This window comes from Prevotella sp. P3-122, from assembly GCF_002251365.1.
Taxonomy (GTDB): Bacteria; Bacteroidota; Bacteroidia; order Bacteroidales; family Bacteroidaceae; genus Prevotella.
In genome coordinates this window covers 65,766-91,117 of the sequence record NZ_NPJH01000049.1, presented here as the reverse complement: position 1 = coordinate 91,117, position 25,352 = coordinate 65,766, and the positions used below count along the sequence as shown (strand labels likewise).

19 protein-coding genes are annotated in these 25,352 nt (G+C 49.5%); 8 read left to right on the top strand and 11 right to left on the bottom strand.

What is annotated here, in order from left to right; genetic code table 11:
- Window positions 1-49 precede the first annotated feature (49 nt).
- The 5 genes from CIL02_RS09245 to CIL02_RS09225 all read left to right on the top strand — a co-directional run bounded on the left by CIL02_RS09245 (window position 50) and on the right by CIL02_RS09225 (window position 8,605).
- Complete coding sequence (locus CIL02_RS09245; protein ID WP_094401141.1) at window positions 50-1,609, top strand: right-handed parallel beta-helix repeat-containing protein; 1,560 nt, start codon at window positions 50-52, stop codon at window positions 1,607-1,609.
- 74 nt (window positions 1,610-1,683) lie between these two features.
- Window positions 1,684-5,580: a hybrid sensor histidine kinase/response regulator transcription factor gene (locus CIL02_RS09240; RefSeq protein ID WP_094401076.1), complete on the top strand. Its 3,897-nt coding sequence runs from the start codon at window positions 1,684-1,686 to the stop codon at window positions 5,578-5,580.
- 179 nt (window positions 5,581-5,759) lie between these two features.
- A complete protein-coding gene (locus tag CIL02_RS16340; RefSeq protein WP_094401078.1) occupies window positions 5,760-6,470 on the top strand; it encodes a hypothetical protein in 711 nt (236 codons plus the stop codon).
- Window positions 6,471-6,764: 294 nt separating this feature from the next.
- Window positions 6,765-7,223 carry a T9SS type A sorting domain-containing protein gene (locus tag CIL02_RS09230; RefSeq protein WP_094401080.1) on the top strand — a complete coding sequence of 153 codons (459 nt, stop codon included), beginning with the start codon at window positions 6,765-6,767 and terminating at the stop codon, window positions 7,221-7,223.
- On the top strand, window positions 7,223-8,605 hold the full coding sequence (locus CIL02_RS09225) for a hypothetical protein (RefSeq protein WP_094401082.1): 1,383 nt from the start codon (window positions 7,223-7,225) through the stop codon (window positions 8,603-8,605). The genes CIL02_RS09230 and CIL02_RS09225 overlap by 1 nt, the downstream gene beginning before the upstream one ends.
- Before the next feature lie 973 nt (window positions 8,606-9,578).
- Here CIL02_RS09225 and CIL02_RS09215 read toward each other — a convergent pair.
- The 5 genes from CIL02_RS09215 to CIL02_RS09195 form a co-directional block, all read right to left on the bottom strand.
- Window positions 9,579-10,007, bottom strand: a complete 429-nt coding sequence (locus CIL02_RS09215; RefSeq protein WP_094401135.1) for a GxxExxY protein — start codon at window positions 10,005-10,007, stop codon at window positions 9,579-9,581.
- A 116-nt stretch (window positions 10,008-10,123) separates the two neighbouring features.
- Window positions 10,124-11,464 (bottom strand): sigma-54 dependent transcriptional regulator, encoded by a 1,341-nt coding sequence (locus CIL02_RS09210; protein ID WP_094401133.1) that lies wholly within the window; start codon window positions 11,462-11,464, stop codon window positions 10,124-10,126.
- A gap of 19 nt (window positions 11,465-11,483) precedes the next feature.
- Entirely contained in the window at window positions 11,484-12,953 is a 1,470-nt protein-coding gene (locus CIL02_RS09205) for an ATP-binding protein (protein WP_094401131.1), read from the bottom strand.
- 43 nt (window positions 12,954-12,996) lie between these two features.
- On the bottom strand, window positions 12,997-14,118 hold the full coding sequence (locus CIL02_RS09200) for a universal stress protein (protein ID WP_094401129.1): 1,122 nt from the start codon (window positions 14,116-14,118) through the stop codon (window positions 12,997-12,999).
- Between the two features lie 49 nt (window positions 14,119-14,167).
- Window positions 14,168-15,664 carry a TrkH family potassium uptake protein gene (locus CIL02_RS09195; protein ID WP_094401127.1) on the bottom strand — a complete coding sequence of 499 codons (1,497 nt, stop codon included), beginning with the start codon at window positions 15,662-15,664 and terminating at the stop codon, window positions 14,168-14,170.
- Window positions 15,665-15,920: 256 nt separating this feature from the next.
- Here CIL02_RS09195 and mnmA point away from each other — a divergent pair, with 256 nt between their 5' ends.
- From mnmA to CIL02_RS09180, 3 genes are all read left to right on the top strand, one after another.
- Entirely contained in the window at window positions 15,921-16,997 is a 1,077-nt protein-coding gene (mnmA, locus tag CIL02_RS09190) for a tRNA 2-thiouridine(34) synthase MnmA (RefSeq protein ID WP_094401125.1), read from the top strand.
- A gap of 88 nt (window positions 16,998-17,085) precedes the next feature.
- Window positions 17,086-17,634, top strand: coding sequence for a hypothetical protein (locus CIL02_RS09185; protein WP_141210191.1), 549 nt, complete (start codon window positions 17,086-17,088; stop codon window positions 17,632-17,634).
- A gap of 100 nt (window positions 17,635-17,734) precedes the next feature.
- Complete coding sequence (locus CIL02_RS09180; protein WP_094401122.1) at window positions 17,735-19,792, top strand: glycoside hydrolase; 2,058 nt, start codon at window positions 17,735-17,737, stop codon at window positions 19,790-19,792.
- A 28-nt stretch (window positions 19,793-19,820) separates the two neighbouring features.
- Here the strand turns inward: CIL02_RS09180 and CIL02_RS09175 are convergent, their stop codons facing one another.
- From CIL02_RS09175 to rsmA, 6 genes are all read right to left on the bottom strand, one after another.
- Window positions 19,821-20,471: a GYF domain-containing protein gene (locus CIL02_RS09175; RefSeq protein WP_094401120.1), complete on the bottom strand. Its 651-nt coding sequence runs from the start codon at window positions 20,469-20,471 to the stop codon at window positions 19,821-19,823.
- A gap of 16 nt (window positions 20,472-20,487) precedes the next feature.
- Complete coding sequence (locus CIL02_RS09170; RefSeq protein WP_094401118.1) at window positions 20,488-20,970, bottom strand: PaaI family thioesterase; 483 nt, start codon at window positions 20,968-20,970, stop codon at window positions 20,488-20,490.
- A gap of 134 nt (window positions 20,971-21,104) precedes the next feature.
- Window positions 21,105-22,076, bottom strand: coding sequence for a porin (locus CIL02_RS09165; protein WP_240513614.1), 972 nt, complete (start codon window positions 22,074-22,076; stop codon window positions 21,105-21,107).
- A 309-nt stretch (window positions 22,077-22,385) separates the two neighbouring features.
- Complete coding sequence (gene rsgA, locus CIL02_RS09160) at window positions 22,386-23,318, bottom strand: ribosome small subunit-dependent GTPase A (RefSeq protein ID WP_094401114.1); 933 nt, start codon at window positions 23,316-23,318, stop codon at window positions 22,386-22,388.
- Window positions 23,319-23,493: 175 nt separating this feature from the next.
- On the bottom strand, window positions 23,494-24,054 hold the full coding sequence (gene frr / locus CIL02_RS09155) for a ribosome recycling factor (RefSeq protein WP_094401112.1): 561 nt from the start codon (window positions 24,052-24,054) through the stop codon (window positions 23,494-23,496).
- 96 nt (window positions 24,055-24,150) lie between these two features.
- Complete coding sequence (gene rsmA, locus CIL02_RS09150; RefSeq protein WP_094401110.1) at window positions 24,151-24,942, bottom strand: 16S rRNA (adenine(1518)-N(6)/adenine(1519)-N(6))-dimethyltransferase RsmA; 792 nt, start codon at window positions 24,940-24,942, stop codon at window positions 24,151-24,153.
- Window positions 24,943-25,352: the final 410 nt, after the last annotated feature.

The following is a 25,352-nucleotide window of genomic DNA, read 5'->3' as shown; positions in this document are numbered from 1 at the left end:
CCAGTTGGGAACAATCAAGAGCATAGAAAGTTTTGAAATACCTGATGAGATGAAAAAATCCAATTTAATCATCATCACCTTATTCATTGCATCTTGTTCGCAGGCTCACGATGACAAGCTGTCGCCGGGGCCTGCGAACCCAGAGCAGGCTACGGCCCAACAGGCTGTTACCTATTATATAGACGCTCAGACAGGTAACGACAACAACAACGGAACATCCGATAAGACCCCCTGGCAGTCACTTGCACGAGCCAACCAACTGACACTGAAGGCCGGCGACCGGCTGCTGTTCAAGCGTGGATCCACCTTTCACGGGGTACTGGAAATATGTGGCCATGGCCAGAGCGGCAAACCGATAGAGGTGGGTGCCTATGGCAAGGGCGAAAGACCGAAGATTGTAGGCTACGACGAGTCGGATTATGCCGTGCGAATTCTCAACTCTGAGTATCTCACACTCCGCGACCTGGAGATTGTGAATACGGGCAAGGAACGCAAAGCCCGACGCACGGGACTGATGGTGGCCTGCTCCGACTACGGTCTCTCACGCTGCATCACCATCGACGGTCTGTTTATCCATGATGTCAACGGATCGCTCGTCAAAGAAGAGGGAGGAGGGTCGGCTCTGTTCATCGTCAACCGAGGCAAGACCATCGCCTCACGCTTCGACAGTCTTACCATCTCCAACTGCCACATCAAGGACTGCGCCCGCAACGCCATGATTTGGAGCGGCTACTACAACCGCCACGACTGGTTGCCAAACACGCACGTGGTTGTGAGGGGCAATCTGATTGAGGGTGTACCAGGAGACGGTATCGTGCCGATAGGCTGCGACGGAACGCTCATCGAGTATAACGTCATGCGCAACTGTCCCGACATGCTGCCCATGACCGAGGCAGCTGCCGGCATCTGGCCATGGAGCTGTGACAATACAATCATCCAGTTCAACGAAGTCTCTGACCACAAGGCTCCATGGGATGCCCAAGGATACGACTGCGACTACAACTGCCGCAATACGCTCATCCAGTACAACTACAGCCACGACAACTATGGCGGTATGGTGCTCATATGCGACTCAGGCAACGAACGCAACTACTCCATCGGCAACCAGGGAAGCCGCGTACGCTATAACATAAGCATCGGCGACGGCATGCGGTCCAAGGAGACCCGGCAGGGTATGTTCTCGCCCAATATCCATATAGCAGGACGAGTGGAAGACACCCAGGTAGACCACAACATCATCCACTCCAACCCCAAGACAGTAGGGAATGCCGACCGCACCATGGTTTGCAGTGACTCGTGGGACGGCTATGCTGACAACACATCGTTCACCGCCAACATCTTCTATACGGCCGAAACGAGCCGATTTGAAATGACCAGTTCCACGAATAATCTCTTCAGCGGCAACTGGTATCTCGGCAACTATTCCTCACTGCCTGGGGATAAGGCAGGCCGCACGGTAAGTCATTACTATCAGCAACAGGTGATAGACAAGGATGCCAAAGGCTATGCCGGACTATTACAACTCATGGACCGCAAAAACATTTGCGGACAGGATTGCCATTTCGTCAACAAGGAGAAAATAGAACGATTCTTCTCCCTGATGGACTGAAAAATGATACAAAAGGACTGAAATGCAAAAAAAATGATTACCTTCGCATCGCCAAATGCCACTAACCACAGTATATGCGTCTCTTCGTGACTTCTCTTCTGCGCTTGCAGGCAATCATACTCTTCTTTGTGCTGACATCGGCAACGGTGTCGGCACAAAAATATTTCCGCTCCTGGAACAAGGCCTCAGGACTCTGTGACAACAGCATCTGCTGTATCAAACAAGACAAGCACGGATTCCTCTGGATTGGATCCTTCAACGGCCTAAGCCGCTATGACGGCTACCAGTTTGAGTCGTTCTATCACGACGCAAACAACCCCCAATCAATCGCCAACCGGGTGGTGCGGACACTCTGCCCCACTGATGACGGTATCTGGATTGGTACCGACAGTGGTATCGACTTCTACTCCTTTGACGACGGTTTATTCCATCACATGCCAACAACAGACAGCCAGGGCAGAACTATCCCCTTCGTGAGGCGTGTCAACCATATCGTGGAGACACAACATGCCCTCTTCGTTGCCGATGACAATGGAACCCTCTACAAATACGACCGGGAGAAGGAACGCCTATGTACGGTCAAACAGCATAGCAAACGGTATGATGCCGTGACGGTCTATCGTGACAACCTTCTGGCCGTGGCCAGTGCTGACGGCATCCGGCTGCTCGACAGCGATGGAGAGACGCTCATTGACTTCCTGCCCCAAAAGCTTCGCACAACCTTGCTGGCCAACATCTACTACAGCAAAAACAAGAACACACTCTTCGTAGGCTATGGCATCGGATATAAAAGCCATGCCTTCAAAATAGAGAACAACCGCATCAAACCCTCCAACGAGTATTCGCCCGAAGGACTGATGGCTACCGTTGACTATGGATCCTACACCGTTTTTGGCATCGACGGAGGAGGGGTTGTGTTCGATAGCGGACAATCACGCATCGTCTTCAATCCCTACAACAGCAACATCTCTGGAGATGCGGTCTACGCGCTTTTTGTCGACCAGCAGCAGAACCTCTGGATAGGCACCTACCGCATGGGGATGAGCCTCTACAGCGAACAGTTCAGATGGTTCAGCATCCTGAGCCGCACTAACCACCAGCTATCCTACGACATCGTCACTGCTGTCATTCCCACGCAGGAGAAGCTTTATCTAGGACTCGACGGCGGAGGTTTTGAAATTCACGACCGCAAGACAGGACAGAAGACTACCTATACGACAGCCAACAGCCAATTGCCAGGAAACAACATCACGTCGATGACCGACGATGGCGACAACATCTGGATGACCGTCTACACCAAAGGACTCGTGAGATTCAACAAAGCCTCCCACTCCTTCACCACCTATCGCATGCCCCAACGGAGCCATGAGTCACAAAACCTATGGACCCTCAAGGACGACGGACAGGGGAACCTCTGGATAGGAAGCTCCGACCTCTTCGTCTTCAATAAACGCCATGAGACGATCAGCCAGTTCAATATCGACAACGCTTACTGCATGGGCATCGCCATGGACAGCCGGTATATCTGGCTGGCATGCCGCTTTCAGGGACTGATAAAGATTAATCGTAAGAACGGAAAGATTGAAAAGCGCTACAACACCCAATCAACGGATATCCGACTGCCCGACAACAACACCCGCTTCCTCTATCTGGGGCAAAACGGCAACATATGGTTCACCATCGAGCATGTAGGCTTCTTCCGCATGAACGAGAGACAGGGAACGCTGACCTCCTATGGTGCCGAACAGGGACTGAACGAAACAAACGTCACCTCTATGCGCGAAGATCAGCATGGGAATGTGGTCGCAGGAACATACGATGGTCTGTTTCTGATGACAGCAGGAACGGAAAAGTTCGTGCGTCTCAACGTGGATGAGGGGGCATCGGAATTTACCTACAACTGCAATGCTGAACTGGCTGGTACCACCTACTTCGGCACCACCAAGGGACTCGTCTACTTCGACATCTCCAAAATCAGGCTGCCACAAGGCACCAACGAGGTGTTCTTCCAGTCGCTCGAACTGCTCAACAGCAAAAAGACTTACAATCTCTATACCACCGGCAACCAGGAACAAAGGCTAAGCCACAACGAAAACTTCTTCACCATCAGGTTCTCCACGCCCGATTTCGTCAGTTCCAACCGTATCATCTACTCCTGTCTACTGGAAGGCTTCGACACCCATTGGCGTGAGGTGACCGTGGGCGCAATCCAATACACCAAGGTACCGCCCGGCCATTATACCCTCAAGGTGAAGTCGACAAGCGACGGTGTCAACTGGTCGAAAACACGCACGCTCCTGATTGTCATCACCCCACCCTGGTATCTCAGCTGGTGGGTCAAGCTGTGCTATCTGATCCTGGCTGTGACCATCTGTTGGATAGCCGTGAGGATATGGATGAACAACCTGGCCGTGAGACACCGGATGCAGATAGCCGAGGTGGAGAAACAATCGGAAAAGCGACTGAACGAGGCGAAGACCAACTTCTATACGAGCATCGTGCACGAACTGCGCACTCCCGTTTTCCTCATCATGGCACAGATAGAGGAGATTCTCGAAGGGGGAACCGACCCCGTGAAGGCTCCCCGAGTCTATATGAATGACATGCTGAGAAACGCCAAACGACTCAACTCTCTCGTAAGTCGCGTAGTGGACTTCAGGAAGGTGGGAGCAGAAAACCTCCGGCTGAGCCTCAAACGTCAGGATGTAGTGGAGTTTTGCAGGACGCTGAACGACAACTATACGGACATGTTCGGCCAAAAGAATATCGAGTACCGCTTCGAAGCCTCGCATGACGAGATTTTGCTCGACTTCGATAGCTTCAAACTTGAGCTCATCATCTCCAATCTGATTACCAACGCCTTCAAATATACCAAGAAAGGGGGAAAGGTGAGCTTCGGCATCGAAGAGAGCAACGACCGGGTCATCTTCCACATATCTGACACAGGCATCGGTATTGACGAGAAATTCCGCGACACCATCTTCGAAAGTTTCTTCCGTTCGGAACGGGGCAAGAAGCAAAGTGAGGGAGACGGACTTGGCCTTTCTTACGTCAAAAACCTGGTGGAGCTGCACGGCGGAAGAATCAGCGTGGAATCGGAGATGGGCAAGGGATCGACCTTCTCATTTTACATTCCGAGACACCAAGATTCGGAACGGATGGCTCCAGCCAAAACGATACTTGCCAATAAGACAACCAGAAACAACCCAACAGCCATACACTCGGTTCTGATTGTCGATGATGAACCCGAAACAGTGGAACTGCTGGAGCGAGGACTCTGCAGAGAATACCGCATCGAAAAGGCATACAATGGCGAGGAAGGCATCACCAAAGCGCTGGAGACCCTGCCCGACATCATCATCTGCGACCTGTCCATGCCTAAGATGGACGGGCAGCGGATGCTGGTTGGACTACGTACCCAAACATCACTGCAACGAACCAAGATTATCGTGTTCACGGCCAATACAGCCGAAGACGAGATGATGCAGGCCTTTGACAATGGTGCAGATGCCTATCTCACCAAACCTATCTCGCTACAACTGTTGCGCAAACGTATGGCCAAACTACTGCAGGTGCAGTCGGACACACCGGTACAACCCAAAACCTCTGCCGACTCCTCTCCTGCCCCCATCAAACAATACAGCAAGGAAGAGCAACTATTCATCCTCCGTTGCCGTACTGTCATCGATGAACACATCAAGAATCCTGACTTCAACGCCGAATTCTTTGCCGACCAGATGGCTATGAGCCACTCTTCCCTTTACAAGAAACTGAAACTTATCACCAACATGTCGCTCATCGAGTTTATCAACGACTACCGCATTTACAAGGCATCACAGATGTTCCGCAACGGGGAGACAAACGTGAAATCGGTGGCAGAGGAATGTGGCATCAGCGATGTAAAAAACTTTAGGAAACTATTCAAAAAGCATACCAATGTCACCCCCAAGGAGTATATCTCCAGCCTGTAACACCATGACCGATTAGCTCCAGTCAAGAATTATCGTTGTCGCAATTACATGCCGGAATCACGACCTTATCCTCGGTAAATCTCAAAAATATTGCTAAATATGGAATAATTGTCCCTTCATTTTCTTATTTCACTACATTTTACATCGTCCCCTATGCATGGCTGCAGATTGTCCGGACCATGAGCACGGCTGACTACCAGCGGATGAAGAAGTGTGCCACCGTCAGCATTTTCCGCCACAAAGACAGCAACTTCGCTCTCTCCGAAGCCGTCAACGCCCTCTGCAACAATGAGCTCTTCGACCATCTGCTCCCCCTTCTGAAATCACCGTCATCATATGGAATGACGGATATTTTCCCAAACAAACTTCTCCTTAGTCTGAGAAACGAGAGGGTGTTGATTTCACTGCTGAAAAATCTCAACGACTACTGGTTGGGCGAACTCGCCGAAAATTACAGCGTAGACCTGCACCTCTTCTGTCTGACAGAGCAAAACATCCAAGCCATATACGAGATTGTCATCGATACCCCCCGTGCGTCGACCCAGATAAAAAACTACATGAGAGAGAACATAGGCGTCTATCATGAGTTTATGGGCAAAGGCAACCTCAAGGAGGGCAAACGGCTGGCCCAGAGCAACAGCCAGCTCCTGCTTTGCTATGAAGCGGTGGAGCAATTACAGCAGGGCGCCCATGACTATTGCCGACTTGTTGTTTTCCAAATCCATCTGTCAAAAGTTTCTGTCGTGGCAAAGATACACATTTTTTCGTGTTCCTGCAAAAGAAACAATGATACATCTTATTTTAACATGTGTGCTTCGCATCATACTTCTTTGTCTCGCTGTACTGGTAGCCGAATAATCTGCACATCATGCCACAATTGTTTAGTTTAATATCTTGCATGCCTTGCACCAACTGTATCATTTTGTTTTTCCGTGGCTTATTGACTGAAGCGTTTCGTATCCAATTATCTTCGATAGCGCATAAAAATTATCCACGCAATATATATAAAATAGGTGATAACACGCAAGGCTGCATATCTTTAGGTGGCTATTTGTTAACTGCTGTTAAACTTTGGTTTTTGTCTACCAAAACGTATCTTTTCTTAAATATTTCGTGTATCTTTGTTGCCGAAATTAGATTTTAAACAAATTAATGTTTCATTAACTCAAATAAAGTAATAGTCTATGCGTGAGAAAAGACTTCTATCCCTGATTGCCGCTTCCGCATTCTGTGCTCTCACCATGAACGCCCAGACCAACCTGGCCGTTCAGTTGAAGAGTGGCACCACGCAGAAGTTTGACATCAGCAGCATCAACAAGATGCTGGTCAGTTCCCAGTCACTCGCTGTTTATACCACTGACGTGAAAGCCTTCGCCATTTCGGACATCCAGAGTCTGAAGTTTGTGCAAGTGGCTACCGGCATCAGTGCCGTGAACGGCAACGGACTGGCCGTGAACCGTCAAGGCGACCATCTGACCATTACGGGCGCCAAACCCGATGACCAAGTTTCCGTTTACAGCGTCAACGGACAGACAGTAGGCCACTTTCGGGCTACCGAAGAGGGCACACTCAACTTAAGCGGCCTCAGAAGAGGTGTGTATATCATGAAAATCAACAACAAAACCATCAAAATCTCCAAGTAATGAAAAAATTCTTTTTACTCATCGTATGCGCCCTCATGGGCATATCTTCATATGCACAGCAGGAACCCAACCGTCTGATTGTGCGTGACAACATGGGACAGGCTCATCCCTTCCATGTAAACCGTATCGACAGTATCGCCTTTGCCACCGTTGAAGGTACGGTAGCCGCCGAAATCAGCGTGGAGGATGTAACCATCAAGGATGAAGCCAAGGGTACAAAGGACATGGTGAAACTGGCCATCACACGTACACCAGCCTGCGCCGCCTTCCAGATTATGTGTGTGAAGAAGGCGAACGCCGACCGCATCACCACCGACGAGTATGCTGAGTACACTTTCAAATACAGCGACTCCAAAACAATGTATTATCAGGACTTCACCGCTGCCGAGATGACTGGCTTCGACTTTGCCTTCACTCCAAATACGGACTATACCATCGTGACGCTGGGCTACGACCAGTATGGCACCGCCTGCGAGATGAGAAAGGCTGACTTCCACACGCCGAATATCGCCCTTGTGGGTACTCCCGTCGTAAAGGGTGAGGTGACCGATCTCACCACCTCGACCATCGAAGTGAAATTCACCAAGACAGCCGATGTCAAGGGTTTTGCCGCCTGCTGTTTCAAAGAAGGCGAGGCTCAGAAGCAGTTTGAGATGTTCGGCGCATGGATGGGCTTAACCAGCATTGGCGACATGGTCAAAGCATGGGGTTTCCAAAGTGTATCTGACACCACCTTTGTCTGGACCGACATGACCCCTGGAACCAAATACGAGATTTACACCGTATGCTGGGACATCAATGGTACCATGGCCGACGTGGACAGCATCCCTGTAACTACAAAGCAACGTGGCGGCGAAGGTTTGGCTGAGGTGAGCATCACCATCGGAGGCTCTAAATACTATGAGGAATGGGATGCCTTCACTCAGAGGATTATTTTCACCCCCAATGAGAACGTGTCGGTTTATCATGCCTGTATAGTTACAGACAGTCTGTGCCAGGCCGACCCCAATTTTGTTGAGACCTATCTGAAAGATCAAGCGAAAGAAGGATCTTACGAATGGGATTTGTACGATGTAGACGACTATGAATGGGAGTTGTATCCCAATGCCAAGTTCGTGGCTGCTGCCGTAGCCAAGAATGTCAATGGCGAGTGGGGACCAGTGGTAACCAAGGCATTCACCACTCCCGAGGTGGCCGACGAGATTGTTCCTGCCAGCGACGCTGCTATGTACGCTCCCGCTAAGGCCAGCACGAAGATGGACCTGAAGCGCGGCATTGCTCCCCGCATCAAGAAGAACGCTCCTGCCACCCAAATTCCCGGATGCTCTCCCTACATCCACGTGAAGAGAGCGAAGAAGGGTCTGGAACTCATCGCCCGATAACGGCTGCGGGAACACTCCCGACGGAGCCCAACCTGTGTCATGATTCCTCAGGTATTCCAATCAAAGAAATTGAACCGAAACGAGGACGTGACTGACTGGTGTGTCTCCGAAAAGTCGGACAACAAATCAATTATTAATTATTCTACCCTTTATAGTAGTGAGCCCGGTATTGTGCCGGGCTCATTTCTTTATGCTTCAATTTTAGGAGTGTACTATATAATAGGGTGTCCATTTTGGGTACAACAAACTGGACCCCCTAATTATTTGGTATTGCAGATAATCTTTGCGACCTTTGCGGCTTGGCGAGAAATATACCACGCCATAAACATCTGCGAGAAAGGACTCTCGCAAAAGAATATAGTCCTTGCGACCTTTGCGGCTTGGCGAGAAATATATCACGCAATAAACATCTGCGAGAAAGGACTCTCGCAAGGGAATATAGTCCTTGCGACCTTTGCGGCTTGGCGAGAAATATACAACGCAATAAGCAATAAACATCTGCGAGAAAGAACTCTCGCAAAGGCGCAAAGAGCGCAAGAAAATGGGGTCATCCGACATTTCGAGTGATTATCATTTGTAGCAGTGTGCTCTGTATTTATTACCTTCATTGCCGATAAGGTTACAAATCTTGTCTGTGGCGTTTTCATATTTGCGTTCATGCTATATCTCGAGTGACAATATATTGTTGCGTGGTCTATGCATATATATATCATTGCCGATAAGGTTAATAACCTTACGCCTGCAAGGTTAATAACCTTAAGGCCGTAAGGTTATTAACCTTATCAGGGATGCAAACGTATTCATCTCCTATGGCAAACGGTTTCACCCACTTCTTTTAATAATATACTTCTGTAATAATATATTATTATGCGTCACTCCATATTTCTGATGAACCAAAATTATTTCTTATGTTGCTGATTAATTGCTGGGAATTGCTGTTCCAACAAAAACCTTGCTGTTCCATAATAATTTCTTAGTAATAAGGAGTCATTTCTTTTGAAAGCAAAATACATTCGTTAGTTTGAGTATTGTATCCATAGCGTTCGCCATAGAGGCTCTCACTGCCAAAGTTAATCAGGAGCCCAATGGGTTTCTTCGTCAATCGAAGGTAGTTGAAAAGTTGGAAACGGTGTTCCGGTCTGATTACTTCTGTAGATTTCAGTTCTAAAACTATGTCATTTTCAACAAGAATATCCATACGGTATTTCTTTTCTAACTTTATGCCTTTGTAATAGCATACTACCTCCTGCTCAGGTTCTGCTTGTAATCCTATATCAGTCAGTTCTATTGTAAGTGCTTCATTGTATATTTGTTCAAGCAAACCACTGCCAAGTTCCCGATGGACCGCCATGGCTGCACCGATGATGCGATATGTTATATCTTTATATTTCTTGTATTCCATTATATTATGTATTAACAGCTACATTCATAGTATATAACTAAAAAAAACAAACAAATATTTTTTAATTGCTGTTATATTGCCGGGAATTGCCGTTCAACAAAAAACCAATGGGTGCCCTATATATTTATCCCATATTCCTCAATCTTACGATAGAGTGTGGTCAGACCAATCTTGAGCAGCCGGGCAGTCTCTGTCTTGTTGCCATGCGTATGGTGAAGCACCTTGATGATGTGGTTGCGCTCCACACTCTTCAGGTCAAAGGAGTCATCGGCAGCCGTGGATGTGTCGCCCGTAAGCATGTCTATGGGCAGGTCATGACAGGTAATTTCGTCTTCGCATACGATGAGAGCATGCTCGATGGCATTCATCATCTCACGCACATTGCCCGGCCACGGATAGGCAAGGAAGATGTTTTTGGCTTCGGTGGATAGCGACGGAGCGGTACGACCTATTTGCCTTGCATATTGCCCAATGAAATGCTGGGCGAGCAAAAGGATGTCATCACGACGTTGGCACAATGGAGGCAGAAGGATGCGGAACACGGAAAGTCGGAAGTAGAGGTCCTCGCGGAATCGTCCATTGGCTATTTCTTCTTTCAGATTGCGGTTGGTAGCCGAAAGGATACGCACATCAACGTGGGTGGTCTTAGTGTCACCCACCTTAACAAACTCTCCCGTCTCAAGCACGCGCAACAGCTTTGACTGCAGCTCCAGCGCCATCTCTCCTATCTCGTCGAGGAAGAGGGTGCCGTGGTTGGCTTCCTCCAATAGTCCCTTTTTATCTTTTACTGCGCCAGTGAATGCTCCTGCTTTATAACCAAAAAGCTCGCTTTCGAGCAACTCGCGGCTGAAAGCCGAACAGTTGAGCGCAAGGAAAGCCTCACTGCGCCGCCCGCTTGCACTATGTATGGCCTGAGCAAAGACCTCCTTGCCTGTACCGGTCTCGCCATTGATGAGCACAGAGACATCAGTGGCAGCCACCTTGCGAGCCTGACTGACAACATCGGAGAGAGCAGATGATTTTCCCACTATATTGTCGAAGGTGAACGAATTGGCTCTCACCTCCTTTTTCTTGCCTTGCTGTTTCTGTTCTGTAACAACGGCATCCATAGCACGGCTCACGATAGGGATAATCTTACGGTTGTCATCGCCTTTTACGATATAGTCGAAGGCTCCATTCTTGATGGCTTGCACTCCGTCAGGGATATTGCCATGAGCTGTGAGGAGGATTATCTTGGCATCAGGAGCCAGTTGCTGCAGTTCCTGCACCATATCCACACCATTGCCGTCGGGCAGGAACACATCACACAACACCACCTGCACCACCTGCTTCTTCAGTGTATATAATGCCGTGGCACGGTCTTTTGCTTTCAGCACCTCATATCCTTCCAGTTCCAGTATGCGTGAGAGTAGCATACGGATGGTTGGTTCGTCGTCGATAATAAGTATCTTGTTCATAGTTCTTTCTATATGTTATTTACACTGGCAATGTAACAACAAACTTACTGCCCTTGCCTAATTCACTTTCAACGGTAAGCGTGCCATTATGCGCCTCAACAAAGTCACGCGAGATGGAGAGTCCCAGTCCGCTGCCCTGTATCTTGGTGCCAGGCACTCGGAAGTATCGCTCGAAGATACTGTCATGATACCGCGGGTCGATGCCACGTCCGAAATCACGCACAAACATTGTGACGTAATGTTTGTCATGTTGTTCGGCACCTATGATGACGCGTCCATTTTCAGGAGAATAGCGTATGGCATTGCTCAACAGATTGGTGAGTACCCAAGCTATCTTCTCGCTATCTACATACAGCTTGCTTATTTTCTCCTTCGGGTATTCAACCTCTATGTTGATATGGAATTTGTCGGCCTGCACCTGATTGGCCTTGATGGCATAGTCGATGAGTTCGATAGGCCTTGTTATATGAGGCTTCAGCTGCAGCGCCCCGCTCTCCACCTGTGTCATGTTGAGTAGCTCTCCCGTAATGCTGAGCAGTCTTTCTCCATTCTCACGTATGCTGTCCGACAGTTCCTTCTGCTCTGTATTGAGTCCGCCCACACGGTTGTCGGCAAGCAACTGCTGACTCATCAATATGGCCGAGATAGGTGTCTTCAATTCGTGAGATATGGTGGAGATGAATGTGGTCTTTGCCACATCGAGCTTGTGAAATTCCGTGATGTTCTTCAGCATAATCACCGTACCGCTCTCCTTCACGTCACCCGCACTGTCTGTCATCTTCACAGGCAGATATTTCACTTGGAAATAACTCTCCTTGTTGTCGGCATATATCTTAAGCGGTTGATTCTTATCTTCTGATTTCTTCTCGTCGCCCTCCTGTTCCTTATCTCCTTCCATCCCTACAAGCAATCGGCGCAGCAGGTCGTTGCGCAAGGCTGTCTCCTGTGCCGACTTGCCGATTACCTCCTCGCGTTTCAGGTTGAGAATGTCAAGCGCCTCGTTATTGATGAAGTATAGCGTCAGGTTACGGTCGATGCAAATGATAGGCTCATCGATAGAGTCGATGATGGTTTCGATGTATTGCTTCGACACGCGCAGTTTCGACAGCGACGAGTTGTGGTAATCACGCAGTCGGTGCGCCATACGGTTGAAGTTCGACGACAGCTGCTCCATCTCACGGCTGCCAATGAGATTCAATTCGGTGTCGTAGTTATGATTGGCAATCTCGTTGATGCCTTTAGTAAGTTCCTGAAACGGGCGGGTGACTGTTTTTGGCAGCTTTACCAGCATCCACACACCGATGGCTATGCTCAATGCTCCAAAAACGAGTAGCAAGGTGAGTGCCCTCGTCAGACCATAGTCTGCCATCGGAGAAGTAGGCTCTGTAGCCGTCAATATCTGCAGACTGAAGACTGAAAGAGCCACCAGTGCGACAATCAGCGATACAAGCACGCCAACGGACAGTGTAAGTTTTTCCTTGATATTCATAATCTTCTTGTTTTTATAATTATTATGCCGAGCGCCCACTATCTTATGAAACGATAATCAAATCCACGCTCATTTCTTTTAATTCAGATAACAATTTCCGATAGCTCCCCACCCTGAACAGCAGGCGGGGCATGGAGAGAGACGGATGTCCCATACATAACACCGAAGCTTGCTGCTCGCGACAGAAATCGGCAATTGTCAGGGCTATATTGTCGGAAACCACCTTATGAACCCTTCCCCCGAGCTCCACCACGAGTTGCAGATGACCCATCAAATGGCGTTGGGTGTCAAGAGGTATGCAGTCGTTATCCTCGTTGGCAGTCTGCACATAAAGTGCTACCAGTTCGGCATTATACGTGTCGGCCATACGGGCAGCCTTTCGTATGATGTGTTGCTGCGTCTCGTTATTACTGCTTACACACACCACCAGACGTGCCATCCCCTTCACGCCTTGTTCCCTGTGCTTCACTTCATAATCCACCTTCTTCCCCACTCTGAAGGCAACTTCCCTAAGTGCCAGTTCCCTCAACTGCAGGATATTTCCGGGATTAAAGAAATTGTCGAGTGCTGTCTGTATCTTCTCCTTGGCATATATCTTGCCAGCTTTCAGACGTTCCACCAACTCCTCGGCGGCGAGATCGATATTCACCACCTCGTCGGCCTCACGAAGCACACTGTCGGGGATGCGTTCCTTCACATCTACACCCACCATCTTGCGCACCTCATCGTTCAGGCTCTCGATGTGCTGGATGTTGACTGCCGAAATCACGTTGATACCAGCTTCGAGCAGTTCCATCACGTCTTGCCATCGTTTGGCGTGGCGGCAACCTTCCACATTGGTGTGGGCAAGCTCATCCACTATCACTATTTCAGGATGCACTTGCAATATGGCGTCAAGGTCCATCTCCTCTATCTCCTTGCCCTTGTAGAACACTCGTTTGCGCGGGATGACAGGCAGTCCTTTCAGAGCCTTCACCGTGTCGGGCCTGCCATGAGTCTCCACAAATCCTATTTGCACGTCTGTGCCCTGCCGGAGCATCTCGCGGGCATCCTGAAGCATACGGTAGGTCTTGCCCACTCCGGCAATCATTCCTATATATATCTTAAACCGTCCACGGTGCGACCGCCGTATCAGGTCAAGAAAATTCTGCGTGTTCTCTTCCATCTAAAAAAACGTTTGTTGTGATACATTTATTGTATAATATGTTGTCTGCCTATGACCAGCTTCCCTTCCACGTAGACCGATAGAATATTAGTAGGAAACCGAATATCTCAAGTCGGCCGATGAGCATCAGAGAAGAGAGTATCCATTTGGCAGCATCGGGCAGTGCTGCCCAAGAGAAGGCCGGTCCGAAACTGCCTAATCCCGGGCCTACATTGCCCATTGCCGAGATCACGGTGCTCATCGCCTCGGTAAAGTCCACGCCGAATGCCATCAACAGTGTCCAGCCTATAAAGGCGACCGACAGATAGGCAGCAAAGAATACCAGGACCGTTGTCACCAACTTATTGTCAAACGGGAACCCTGCTCTTACCGGCAGAACAGCACGCGGATGGAGTATCTGCCGGAACTGGTTGCGTATGCAATTGGCGATGATTATGAGCCTTAGGTTCTTTACTCCTCCACTTGTGGAGCCGGTACATCCACCCGACAACATGGCGAATATCAGCAGCATCCATGTGAACGGTGGCCACAGGTTGTAGTCATCGGTGGCAAAACCGCATGAGGTATGACAGGTGGCCACCTGAAACAGCGACTTGCGGAACGCCTCCTCTACACCATAGCCGTTATTCAGGAAGAGTACCACCGAGATAACGAGCGTTAGCAGACCAACGGAGCAGGCAAACCATTTCAATTCTGTATTTTTCCGAAGTTGTTTCCATTTGCTCTTGCAGGCAACAATATAGAGCGAGAAATTGATGGCGGAAAGCAACATGAACAGCGATACCACATATTCTATATATGGAGAGTGCCAATAGGCTATGCTTGCCTGCTTGGTAGAGAAGCCTCCTGTGGCAGTGGTGGTCATCGAATGGCACACGGCATCAAACAGTCCCATGCCGCCCGCCATCAGCAGTGCGCTCTCTACAGCTGTCAACAATATATACACCATAAAGATATACCGCGCCATCACACGAGTCTTGGGACAAAGCTTATTATGGGTCACGCCCGTTGCCTCCGACAGGTAGAGCATCTGACTGCTCGCTCCGAAACCAGGCAAAAGGACTATGGTGAAACATACAATTCCCAAACCGCCTATCCATTGCGTCAGACTACGCCAGAACAATATACCATGGGGCATGCTTTCTATATTGTCCAATATGGTGGCTCCTGTAGTTGTGAAGCCTGACATGGTCTCAAAGAAAGCGTCGGTGATATTTGGGATGAATCCTCCCCATAGGTAGGGAACCATTCCGAAAACCGAGAAAAACACCCAGGAAAGAGCCACCACTATATACCCCTCGTTGCGCGACATGGCACACTTCTTTCTACGGCCATATATCAACAGTATGGCACTCACTGACAGACATACGGCAAAAGAAATGACAAACGACATCAAATCTCTTTCGCCATATATCATGGACACGCAGCAGCATGCCAACAGCAGCATGGATTCAAATGCCAACAACAGGCCTGTCAGATGGGCGATAAACCGATAGCTGACTTCTTTTTCCATATTGGGGCTCACCCCATATTGCTTAAGATTCATATCCGGCTATATTTTTTTCCTTATCACACCTGCAAAAGATGAGCCAAAAAGCCAAGCGCAGGGGCAAGTGATAGACTATCAACAAGATAGTGTTATAGTCGGAAATACAACAATCCTTAAGACCTTTTCATTTTGGGAAGGTAAGCCTTTCAATATGGTAAACAGGACAGGATTTTCACAACAACATCCACAATGCCTAATTAAGAAAAAGGAGGAATGTATTCCGCGTGTCGTTTTTTTTTTGTAAGTTTGCAACATGAATATAGGAGAGATAAAAGACAAACGTATCGCCGTGCTGCTATCTGGAGGCGTCGACAGCAGTGTTGTGGTTCATGAGCTGGCAAGAATGGGGCTGCACCCTGACTGCTTCTACATAAAGATTGGACCGGAGGAGAAGGAGGAATGGGACTGCTCAAGCGAGGAGGACCTGGAGATGGCTACTGCCGTGGCACACAGGTACGGATGCAAGTTGCAGGTGGTGGACTGCCACAAGGAATATTGGACAAAGGTGACAAGCTACACCATGGAGAAGGTTAAGGCTGGCTTCACGCCCAATCCCGACGTGATGTGCAACAGGCTCGTGAAGTTTGGTGCCTTCGACGAGAAGATGGGGCACAATTACGACCTCATAGCAACAGGACACTACGCACAGACAGAGTGGATAGACGGCAGGAAATGGCTTACTACAAGCCCTGACCCAGTGAAAGACCAGACCGACTTCCTCGCCCAGATATACGACTGGCAGCTGCGCAAGGCCATATTCCCCATAGGACACTACATGAAGGAGGAAGTAAGGGAGATTGCAGAGCGCGAACATCTTGTCAACGCAAAGCGCAAGGACAGCCAGGGCATCTGCTTCCTCGGACAGATAAACTACAACGAGTATATAAGACGATATCTGGGAGAGAAGCCTGGATTGGTCATAGAACTTGAAACGGGAAAAAACATCGGAGAGCACCGCGGGCTGTGGTTCCACACCATAGGACAGCGCAAGGGACTGGGCTTCGGCGGAGGTCCGTGGTTTGTGGTGAAGAAAGATGTAGAGAACAACATTCTGTATGTAAGCCACGGCTACGACCCGGAGACGGCATACAGGAAGGAGTTCAGAATACACGATTTCCACTTCCTCACGACAGAGGTCAACGAGCCGCGTGTCACGTTCAAGATAAGGCATACGCCCGAATGGCACCATGCGACAGTGGAGAAAGCAGCAGACGGCGAGTACATCATTCACTCAGACGAGAAAATCCATGGGGTGGCACCAGGCCAGTTCTGCGTTGTCTATGACGAGCAACATCACCGATGCTACGGCAGCGGAGAAATTTGCCTTTGATGACAGCATTTAATTTAAATTGCTTTTTTAAGCTTAAAGAATGATAAGCCGTGCGGCATGTTTTGGCAATATCACTACCTTTGTCAACATGTTACCGACAAAGCACATAATATTACCAACATGCGGCGATGACTGCTCCCTGATGCGCAGCCTGCTGATGCTCACCATACTCGTCACCTATGGCTGTGCGGAGTCGCTGGCTCAAAGAAAGATTGTGGTATGCGACATAGAGACCAAGATTCCATTGCGGGGTGTGGCAGTCGTCGTGCCAAGCCTCTATACCGACACCACAGACTATCAGGGCATATGCCACCTGCCGGCCTCGTTCACCGAGGCTACATTCACCAGAGCAGGCTACCTCGGCTACACCATGCAAGAGGCAACAGCCGTCGACACCCTAATGCTGCTGCCAGCCATGAACTCCCTTACGGAAGTGACGATATGGGGCAAGGACCGCAGGACCGAGAGTATAATGATGTTCTCGGAAGCTGCCAAGGCGGCAGCAGCACAAATGCCGAGACAGAGCAGCGGTGCATCGTTCGATTTCGCCAACATGCTCGACAGAAGGGGACGCAGGGACAAGGCTCATCTGAAGAAAGCCAAGGAGGTGCTGAGGGAATGGGATGCCAAGAAGTGAAAGCCCAAAGCCCTGAACATGAAGAAATGAATTCCCCCAGACTATCCGGGCTATCTGGCAATAACAAAACCTATAAACCATAACAAAAAACTACCTATTTATGAAAAGCAAGAAGGAACTGCTTGCAGCTGTTGCCATAGCCCTGGCAACAGTTGTTCCACAACAGGCCACAGCCCAGCTGGGCACCATGTCCTATTCTGTCATGCCATACAACAAATGGCACCAGAACGAGGGATGGGGCGTATCATTGTGCTGGTGGGCAAACATGTGCGGTAACTGGAGCGACAGCAAGATTGACCAACTGGTAACATGGCTCGTCAGCCCGGAAGGACTAAACTGCAACATATTCAGATACAACATACCCGGAGGCGACGACCCCAACAACGCCAACTGCACACTGCACCACATGGACAGCGGCAAGGGACGCAGGGCTGAGATGGAAGGCTTCAAGACAAGCTCTTCGGACAGCTACGACTGGACGCGCGATGCAGCACAGCGCAAAATTATGCTGAAGATTAAGGAAATGAGACCCGATGCCATCTTCGAGGCTTTCAGCAACACCCCACCCTACTATATGACCTACAGCGGATGCTGCGCGGGAAACACAGACGCAAACAAGGACAACCTAAAGCCGGAATACTACGAGGAGTTCGCCCACTACCTCGTTGACGTATGCAAGCACTACAAGGACGAATACGGCATAGAGTTCAAGACCCTCGAGCCGTTCAACGAGCCAAACACCAACTACTGGTATGCAGGAGGCTCGCAGGAAGGATGCCATTTCGACATTGCCTCACAGACAGCATTCCTAAAGGTGCTAAGCCCCATACTCAAGGAGTCGGGACTGAACACCGTAATCTCGGCATCCGACGAGACAAATGTTGACATGTCGGTCAGCGAGTTCAACTCCTATCTTTCCGACGGTACTGTGATGCCGATGCTTGGACAATGGAACACCCACTCCTACTCTGGCTCCATAGTATCGAAAAGCCGCATAGGTTCTCTGGCCAGAGCCAACAACCTGCCACTGTGGCAGAGCGAGACTGGCGACGGCGGCTCAGGACTGGCCGGCAATCTGAAACTGGCAAAGAGGCTCATTGAGGACATAAGGTACATGCACCCCGCAGCATGGGTAGACTGGCAGTATGTGGAAGAGTGGAACGACCAGTGGTGTACGGTAAAGGGCGACTTTGCCGCACAGACCATGGAGCGTGTCAAGAACTACTACGTAAGGGAGCAGGTGACGCAGCACATCAAGAAGGGCTACTCATTCGTAACAAGTCTGTCAGACAGCACGCTGGCTGCCGTCAACAGCAAGTGTGACACCCTGGTGCTCGTGGCTATCAACACCACAGGCAACAACGTCAAGCACAATGTAGACATATCCGGCTACAAAATCAACGGAGAACCTATCGTATACCGCACAACGACATCGGAAAGCCATAAGGCTATTACCAACGGATGCTCATACGGCGGAAGCATCGCAGCATTCAACATGCCTCCGGTATCTATCATGACCATCATCATGCCCATAAGCCCACTGACAAGTGGAGTGGGTAGCGGAATAAGCACGGGAACACCATATATTATCATACCGCAATACAACTGGCAGGCTGCTCTCACCGACGACAACGGAACTGTGAAGATTGCCAACATGGAAAAGAGTGCTGAGGGCTCAGCCCTGCTGAAGAAGTCGCAGACGTGGTATTTCAAGCGGAAGTCCAACGGCATATACACCATACAAAGCGGTGAGGGTAAGCTGATAACAGGCTCTACGGGGTATCAGGTCACGACGAGCAAGACTGCCGCCGACACGGGACAGACATTCTCCATTGAGTCTGTTGACGGCATCTACAGCAAGATTATGAGTGCAGACTTTGAGGGGAAATGCCTTGACCTGGAAAGCGAGAAATACAGCGCAGACACCAATGTGGGACTGTGGGACTACGGAACGCTGGTCACCGCAGGACACCGCCACTGGTATCTGGTGCCTGTAATAGAAAACCCTATTGACAACGCCATCAGGACCGCCGGTCTGGAAGACAACAGCGGAGAAGAGAGATACTACTCGCTACAAGGCATAAGATTGCAAGCACCATCAAAGGGTCTCAACATAGTAGTATCGGGCAACAACAAAGCAAGAAAGGTTTTGTACTAAAGAAATTGTCACCAGACATTGTAAAAATCTACTGAACACCCACCCCCTTTTTCAAGGCGTCTGCAATCTCGCTCTCGTCAAGAGTGAAGACATGGTTGCAGATGCCTATGGAGGTGGTATTGTCCTTGCCCTTATAGTTGACGGTGGTTGTCGAGAACAGGATATAGTTGTGATACTCCAGCACCTGGTCGAGCATAGGGTCAATCAGGCTGCTTACCAACGAGCCACCTATCATGCTCAGTCCTCTTGACAGCAGGTTGTCATCAGGTACATCCTTCATGACGGCCTTGCAGATATTCTCACGTATAAGTTCCTTGTGGGCCTGACGGTCAGGACAAGTAGCAACAAGCATCATCACCACAACCCCCATAATGCCAAGGCTTATCCACATGAAGACAGCACAACAGCCTCCACGACGCTTGCGTTTTTGCGTATCATGCTGTTCCTGCGGTTGCGGTTCAGCCACCTGCTTTGGTACAGGAGGCGGGACAGGTGCGGCAGTAGCAGTCTGCTGCCTTCCGTAGAGGAATCTCTTCAGCTCGTCAACCTGCCAGGCGGGAGTCCAGTTGTCCATGCCTTCAGCCCATACGAGGGTATCAGAGTTGAGTCCCCTGTCGGCCATCTCGTAGATGCTGAACGGTCCAGCCTGCTCTCCGTTTTCTATTATAAAATATTTCATGCCACAAATATAGTTGTCAGAACAGCAGTTCCTCGTTTTCTGTCTCACATTCCGTGAACCCCATCTGCCGCGCCTTCTCCTGCGGGAAGGTGAAATAGACGGTGTCTGCCTCGGAACACAGCTGATCCTGAGAGTTATATAAAGAGATGTGTATGAAAGCGAGGTTGCGTTTCATTTCCTTGAGCCTTGCCTTAACGGTGACATGTGTCTCCGTGGTGTAGATGGGCTTGCGGTAGCTGATGTCGAGCTTGCTCGTGACGCCCGTTGTCTGCAGCTTGCGGCTAACCACCCAGGCAGCACACTCGTCCATGAGCGTAGCCTGAATCCCTCCATGCAGAGACTCCACCCAGCCCTGATAGTGCTCGGACGGTTTCCAATAGCACACTATGTCTTCACCATCCTCGTAGAACTCCATTTTCAGTCCTATGGGATTATCGGGACTGCATCCGAAACAGTCGTACCCTTCTTTCCCTAACCAGGGGTTGCGAATTTTTCTCATAACAAAACCGTTTTATGGCGGGACAAACAGCCCCCACCTTATCTGAGGACAAAGATAGTACAAATGATTGGGATTGCAAAACAAAAGGCAATTTTGTTTTGCAATCCCAGTACAATTATCCAGACTATGAGGCATCAGAAGTGAGTCATCACCTCAATGACAATCTTATCCCTTTCCGAAACTTTTGGTATGCTTCCCTTGGCGTAGAAGTATTTCTCGTAGTTGATTCTTATGTCGCTGACAAAGGGTTTTGCGAAGCTCAGCGTGATGCCGCCCGTCACACGGCTGCGCTTATAGTCGGTGACCTTGAGTGCTCCATTTGCATCCGCCTTGCCGTCAAGGTACCTTATACCGTCGCTATGGTCGCTCATGAAATCATAGCGTGCCAATGCCGACATCTTGCTGAACGGGCCGCACCTGAACGGTATGTCGTAGCATACGAAACCGTCGAAGGCATGTACGGCATCGAAGGCATCATCTGAATAGTGCTTGTACAGATACTCGGCCTCCGCAACAAACCGCTTGCGATGGAAGTTCACACCTGCGTCATACATCATTATGTCGACATCGCCAGGCTTCACCTTCTGCGCGCTTAGCACGATGTTGGTACCCCATGGCAGCATCAGCTGTCCCTTGGCAGAGAAGTTCACGTTCTTTGTCCAGAAATCCTTCTGGTTGGTAAGTCCTGAGCCGTTGAATATTCCAGCCTGTAATGTCAGCGGCACACCAATATTGACTTTCCATCCTATCTCCGCACCTACATCCCTGACATTACCCACCTGCTTGGCAATGAACGAGCGGTTGGCAAAATATTGCAGATGGGGCGAGCGGTGAGCGTCAATGGTGAACGGCACCCTCATCTGGCCTATGGTGAACTGCCATCCTGTTGCCGGCTTGATACGTGTATATGCGTCGAGCATCTTTATGTTGCCCTCGTCACACAGGTCTATCTCCGCCTTGTAGGAAACAATAGGCGTTACATCGCCCGTGACACTAATCCTGGCGTTCCTGACCTCGAAGCGTCCCTCGCCCTCCTCTGTCTGGTACTCATATTTTCCCCTAATGGTTCCACTAATCTTTGGAGTTGTCGGTCCCTCCTGTGCCATAGCCTGAAAGAAAGTGCATATCAGGCATGCCGTCATGAATAGTTTTCTGTTCATCTGTCTGAATAAATAATTTTGCTGCAAAGATAGCCACACGCTGTTTCCCAGCAGTTACATACATGTGTCATTTCTGTTACAAAATTAAAAATACGCATGACACGTTAAACAACATTAAACTATTGCATGCTATTATTTCTCACGCTATATTAAATAGGTGGGTTCTATTAATTGTTAGGGTGTACAGTTTGATGTACACCCTAACAAATAACTCCAAGGCAGACAGGAAACTCTATGGCAGACACGGCTATGCCATCAGAAAGCCTCACGGTATTTACCCTCGTCCTTATCCTCGAGCATGGACAGGTAGCTCTGGTAGCGGCTCGCAGCTATATAGTGTTCATCAAGAGCCTTCAGCACGGCGCATCCTGGCTCGTGGGTATGGGTGCAGTTGTTGAAGCGGCAGTCGCGTGAGAAACGGAAGATTTCCTTAAAGTAACCCGAAATCTCCTCCGGCTCCATATCGAAGGTTCCGAAGCCCTTGATGCCTGGAGTGTCTATGACATATCCTCCCTGGGGCAGGGAAAGCATCTCGCTGAACGTTGTCGTGTGCATTCCCGTATCGTGTACGCAACTTATCTCTGCCGTACGCTGCGAGGCTCCCGGCACAATGAGGTTGATGAGCGTAGACTTCCCCACTCCACTGTTGCCACTAAGCACCGTAACCTTACCCTCCAGAACCTTACGCAAGGCATCTACGCCATCGCCATTAGCTGCCGATATCTGATAACAGTCATAGCCCACGGTGGTATAGAGGTCTGTCATCATCTGCTGATAGTGCGCCTCCTCGGGAGATAGAATGTCGGTCTTATTGAACACCAGTACGGCAGGCACGGCATAAGCCTCTGCTGAAGCAAGGAAACGGTCGATGAACGTTGTTGAGGTCTGAGGGTGCGCAACCGTCACGACCAGCATTGCCATGTCGACATTGGCAGCAAGGATATGGCTTTGCTTTGAGAGGTTCTGCGACTTGCGGATGATATAGTTTCGGCGGTCCTCAATGGCCGTGATAAAGGCCGTGCCTTCTTGGTTGGTGACGAGCGTCACCCTGTCACCAACAGCAACCGGATTGGTGCTGCGTATTCCCTTCAGTCTGAAGTTGCCCTTTATCTTGCTCTCTATCAGCTGCCCGTCGTCGGTCTTCACCGTATACCAGCTGCCGGTGTTCTTGATTACTAATCCTTGCATGTATGATATTGCGAATTACTGATTGTTGCCTACTAACAGTCAGACGAGTACACAAGTGTCTGTCGGCAACTTGTCTACCCGTCTGCCCATGGTATGACGATATATATAGCGGGCTGACACTTGGTGTCGCAAAACCCACCAAGGGATATCGTTGTCCGTATGACGCCGTCTGCGACTATACGGTCATAATCTCCTTCTGCTTGGCAGCCAGGAGGTCGTCAAGCTTCTTGATGTACTTGTCGTGCAGCTTCTGAAGGTCGCCCTCGGCATCCTTCTCCAAGTCCTCAGACAGACCGTCCTTGATGGCTTTCTTCAGTTTCTCCTTTATCTCCGCGCGCACGTTGCGTACCTCTATTTTCGTCTTCTCGCCAATCTTGTTGCACTGCTTTACAAGGTCGCGGCGCCTCTCCTCCGTAGGCTGTGGTATAGAGAGTCTGATAATCTCTCCGTTGTTCTCGGGAGTGATGCCCACGTCGCTGTCCATGATACCCTTCTCAATGTCCTTGATGGCCTTGCGGTCCCATGGCTTGATGGCTATGGTGCGTGCGTCGGGAACAGAAACTGAGGCTACCTGGTTAAGTGGTACCATCGAGCCGTATGAGTTAACTCTCACGCCGTCGAGAATGGCCACGTTGGCTCTTCCTGCCCTGATGCGTGCCAATTGCTCTTCCAGGAACATGGCCGCCATGTCCATGCGTTCCTCAGCGTCGGTAAGTGTTGCTTTAACGTCTAACATAGTGTATTATTGTTTATTGGTTCATTTGATGCACAAAAATATGAATTAATTTCCATACTCGCAACAGTTTGGAGACATTTTTTTGTTTTACCACCATTACCTGATGTATGGAGCAGCCAGATTGGTGAGCGTTACAAACTCGTCGAGAGAGAGTTGCTCTGGACGCTGCGTCATCAGGGGATGGTCGAAGAAGTCATGTGGCAACGAGGCTGCATCGACAACCTGTCTGAGGCTGACACGCAACATCTTACGGCGCTGGTTGAAGACGGCCTTCACTATCCGCTTGAACATATTCTCGTCGCAGCCAAGCGTGCGGGTATCGTTGCGCGTCATCCTGATGACGGCACTCTTGACCTTTGGAGGAGGATTGAAGACTGTCTCGTCAACAGTAAACAGATATTCCACATCATACCATGCCTGTATCAGAACGGACAGTATGCCGTAGGCCTTGCAGCCGGGCTGCGAGGCTATGCGCAATGCCACCTCCCGCTGTATCATTCCCGTACAGCAGGGAATCAGGTCGCGGTAGTCGAGCATCTTGAAGAATATCTGCGAGGATATGTCGTAGGGATAGTTGCCCGTAAGGACAAACGGCTTGCCACCGAATATATCGGTGAGGTCCATACGCAGGAAGTCATCACCTATGATGTTCTCGCGCAGGGACGGATATGCCTCGTTGAGATAGGCCACCGACTCGGAGTCTATCTCCACGGCTTTCACCAACCGTGGCTTCTCCACCAGAAAGCGCGTGAGCACTCCCATGCCCGGACCAATTTCCAATACAGGGATGTCGGGACAGGCATCGACGGTGTCAGCGATACGCTTGGCTATTCCGAGGTCCGTAAGGAAGTGCTGACCGAGGTTCTTCTTGGGTTTTACTTGTTTCATGCAATGTCCTAATTTAAATAGACAGCGCAAAGATACACTTTTTCTAACGAAAAACCATCAATCGCCAATACTTTTATGTCACACAATGGTATCAATAATGCTATATGGCCATGCCCTGTTCTGTTATTGTAAGCTATATTTTATTTAAGTTTCGCATTGCTCAACTTTAGGAGTTACAAGGAGTTATGAGAAGTTATCGCTCCCTTTGGTCGCTTAGGAAGTTAAAAGACAATAGTAAAAGCCTGGCTTAAACATGCGTCATTTATCTCCCTTTATCTCCCTTTATCTCCCTTTATCTCCTCTTTACTACTTGCTAAAGTTGAGTATATTTACAATTATTGTCGTCTTTCTTCTCATTTCCGGTTGCTAATGTGACCCCATCGTGCTCAAAGTGATGCCAAAAAGAAAAA

Bases quoted from the DNA above. Each gene is read 5' to 3' on its own strand.
- CIL02_RS09185 (WP_141210191.1), top strand. From the start codon at position 17,086: ATGTTACCGACAAAGCACATAATATTACCAACATGCGGCGATGACTGC.
- CIL02_RS16340 (WP_094401078.1), top strand. From the start codon at position 5,760: ATGAGCACGGCTGACTACCAGCGGATGAAGAAGTGTGCCACCGTCAGC.
- CIL02_RS09225 (WP_094401082.1), top strand. From the start codon at position 7,223: ATGAAAAAATTCTTTTTACTCATCGTATGCGCCCTCATGGGCATATCT.
- frr (WP_094401112.1), bottom strand. From the start codon at position 24,054: ATGTTAGACGTTAAAGCAACACTTACCGACGCTGAGGAACGCATGGAC.
- CIL02_RS09215 (WP_094401135.1), bottom strand. From the start codon at position 10,007: ATGGAATACAAGAAATATAAAGATATAACATATCGCATCATCGGTGCA.
- mnmA (WP_094401125.1), top strand. From the start codon at position 15,921: ATGAATATAGGAGAGATAAAAGACAAACGTATCGCCGTGCTGCTATCT.
- CIL02_RS09175 (WP_094401120.1), bottom strand. From the start codon at position 20,471: ATGAAATATTTTATAATAGAAAACGGAGAGCAGGCTGGACCGTTCAGC.
- CIL02_RS09200 (WP_094401129.1), bottom strand. From the start codon at position 14,118: ATGGAAGAGAACACGCAGAATTTTCTTGACCTGATACGGCGGTCGCAC.
- CIL02_RS09230 (WP_094401080.1), top strand. From the start codon at position 6,765: ATGCGTGAGAAAAGACTTCTATCCCTGATTGCCGCTTCCGCATTCTGT.
- CIL02_RS09210 (WP_094401133.1), bottom strand. From the start codon at position 11,464: ATGAACAAGATACTTATTATCGACGACGAACCAACCATCCGTATGCTA.
- CIL02_RS09205 (WP_094401131.1), bottom strand. From the start codon at position 12,953: ATGAATATCAAGGAAAAACTTACACTGTCCGTTGGCGTGCTTGTATCG.
- CIL02_RS09170 (WP_094401118.1), bottom strand. From the start codon at position 20,970: ATGAGAAAAATTCGCAACCCCTGGTTAGGGAAAGAAGGGTACGACTGT.
- CIL02_RS09240 (WP_094401076.1), top strand. From the start codon at position 1,684: ATGCGTCTCTTCGTGACTTCTCTTCTGCGCTTGCAGGCAATCATACTC.
- CIL02_RS09195 (WP_094401127.1), bottom strand. From the start codon at position 15,664: ATGAATCTTAAGCAATATGGGGTGAGCCCCAATATGGAAAAAGAAGTC.
- CIL02_RS09180 (WP_094401122.1), top strand. From the start codon at position 17,735: ATGAAAAGCAAGAAGGAACTGCTTGCAGCTGTTGCCATAGCCCTGGCA.
- CIL02_RS09165 (WP_240513614.1), bottom strand. From the start codon at position 22,076: ATGGCACAGGAGGGACCGACAACTCCAAAGATTAGTGGAACCATTAGG.
- rsgA (WP_094401114.1), bottom strand. From the start codon at position 23,318: ATGCAAGGATTAGTAATCAAGAACACCGGCAGCTGGTATACGGTGAAG.
- rsmA (WP_094401110.1), bottom strand. From the start codon at position 24,942: ATGAAACAAGTAAAACCCAAGAAGAACCTCGGTCAGCACTTCCTTACG.
- CIL02_RS09245 (WP_094401141.1), top strand. From the start codon at position 50: ATGAAAAAATCCAATTTAATCATCATCACCTTATTCATTGCATCTTGT.